The sequence below is a fragment of the Lysinibacillus sp. VIII_CA genome, from assembly GCF_049943995.1.
Classification (GTDB): domain Bacteria; phylum Bacillota; class Bacilli; order Bacillales_A; family Planococcaceae; genus Lysinibacillus; species Lysinibacillus pinottii.
The window spans coordinates 1-373 of record NZ_JBNFXM010000089.1; the positions used below are offsets into that span (position 1 = coordinate 1).

Annotated in this window: 4 tRNA genes; all 4 read left to right on the plus strand. The window is 50.4% G+C overall.

The features are described 5' to 3' along the window. The 4 genes from ACP3VS_RS24305 (at position 1) to ACP3VS_RS24320 (ending at position 372) form a co-directional block, all read left to right on the plus strand. Positions 1–76, plus strand: a tRNA-Thr gene (locus tag ACP3VS_RS24305). Positions 77–82: 6 nt separating this feature from the next. After that, positions 83–158 (plus strand) — tRNA-Lys (locus ACP3VS_RS24310). A gap of 21 nt (positions 159–179) precedes the next feature. Further along, positions 180–264, plus strand: a tRNA-Leu gene (locus ACP3VS_RS24315). A 36-nt stretch (positions 265–300) separates the two neighbouring features. Beyond that, a tRNA-Gly gene (locus tag ACP3VS_RS24320) sits at positions 301–372 on the plus strand. Position 373: the final 1 nt, after the last annotated feature.

A 373-nucleotide genomic window follows, 5' to 3' on the forward strand; every position in this document is an offset into this window, starting at 1 on the left:
GCCGGTTTAGCTCAGCAGGTAGAGCAACTGACTTGTAATCAGTAGGTCGTGGGTTCGATTCCTATAGCCGGCACCATTTTTTGAGCCATTAGCTCAGTTGGTAGAGCATCTGACTTTTAATCAGAGGGTCGAAGGTTCGAGTCCTTCATGGCTCACCATTTAAGTACCAACCATATTAAGCGGGTGTGGCGGAATTGGCAGACGCACTAGACTTAGGATCTAGCGCCGCAAGGCGTGGGGGTTCGACTCCCTTCACCCGCACCATTTTTCAATATGCCAGATAAAAAAACTTATGCACATGCGGAAGTAGTTCAGTGGTAGAACACCACCTTGCCAAGGTGGGGGTCGCGAGTTCGAACCTCGTCTTCCGCTC